Here is a 1,003-nt window from a genome sequence, read left to right as displayed (position 1 = left end):
TTTGTCAGTTTATAAAAAGTCTTCAGACAGCAACAATGATACGGTGGAATAAATGGACGAAAAACTTGAACAAATGATGAAATACATAGGTCTTCGAGGCCTACTTGCCAATTGGGATCATTACATGGAGATTGCTGAACAAGGCAATTTCTCGCCGGTTCGTCTGCTTACCTACGTTGTTGAACAAGAATATAAAATTAAACATGATAATGCCAGAAAAAGAAGGATTGCCCATGCCAATATCCCGGAACCATATGAGATTGAGACTTTTCCTTTTGACAGACAGACAAAGCTAAACAGGAAGAAGGTTCTCTCGATCTATGATTCTTTTGATTATATGCTGAAGCAGCGTAATATAATCTGGGTCGGCCCGACAGGTACAGGTAAAACAGGTTTGGCCACAGCCTTTCTCACCCAGGCGATAAACAAAGGGTACAGAGGGAAGTTTATTTTGTTCCCGGAACTTGTGGAAACCCTCTATCAATCCATTGCCGATCACACGGAATCCAAAGTCTTGAAGACCTTTGCATCTTACGATTGTCTGCTTATAGATGAACTTGGATTTATAGAAATAGAACCGGTACAGGTTGGGTTGTTTTTTACTCTGATGCACAAACGCCATAAGACAAAATGCACCCTGATCACTTCAAATCTCGGGTTTGAAGAATGGGAATCTTTTTTGAAAAATGCCCAGTTGACTGCCGCACTCTTAGACCGGTTAACCGAATGCAGCCATGTAATTAATATGAAAAATTGCATGAGCCTGAGATCAAAGCTGGAAACCGTGTAGCAGGTGAAATGGCATGACTTCACCTCGTTATACCCGTCAACATCTGTTCTCCCTTCGAAATAACATCCCAATAGACAGAGTGATTGAAGCTCTGTCTATCCCCTCATCAAACCGGACAGGAATATATCGGTTTAGTTGCCCCGTCTGCAATGAACAGAACACTGGAATCAATCCAAAAACCAATCTGGCACGATGCTTTAATTGCGAAAAGAA

1 protein-coding gene is annotated in these 1,003 nt (G+C 41.5%); it reads left to right on the top strand.

Annotated elements, in window-relative coordinates; all coding sequences use genetic code 11:
• The first annotated feature begins 52 nt into the window (after positions 1-52).
• Positions 53-790, top strand: coding sequence for an ATP-binding protein (locus tag MTBBW1_RS27200; RefSeq protein ID WP_080810140.1), 738 nt, complete (start codon positions 53-55; stop codon positions 788-790).
• The last annotated feature ends 213 nt before the right edge of the window (positions 791-1,003 follow it).

It is taken from the genome of Desulfamplus magnetovallimortis (assembly GCF_900170035.1).
GTDB classification, from domain to species: domain Bacteria; phylum Desulfobacterota; class Desulfobacteria; order Desulfobacterales; family Desulfobacteraceae; genus Desulfamplus; species Desulfamplus magnetovallimortis.
The sequence above is the reverse complement of the archived record's forward strand: the minus strand, read 5'-3'. Positions and strand labels throughout refer to the sequence as shown.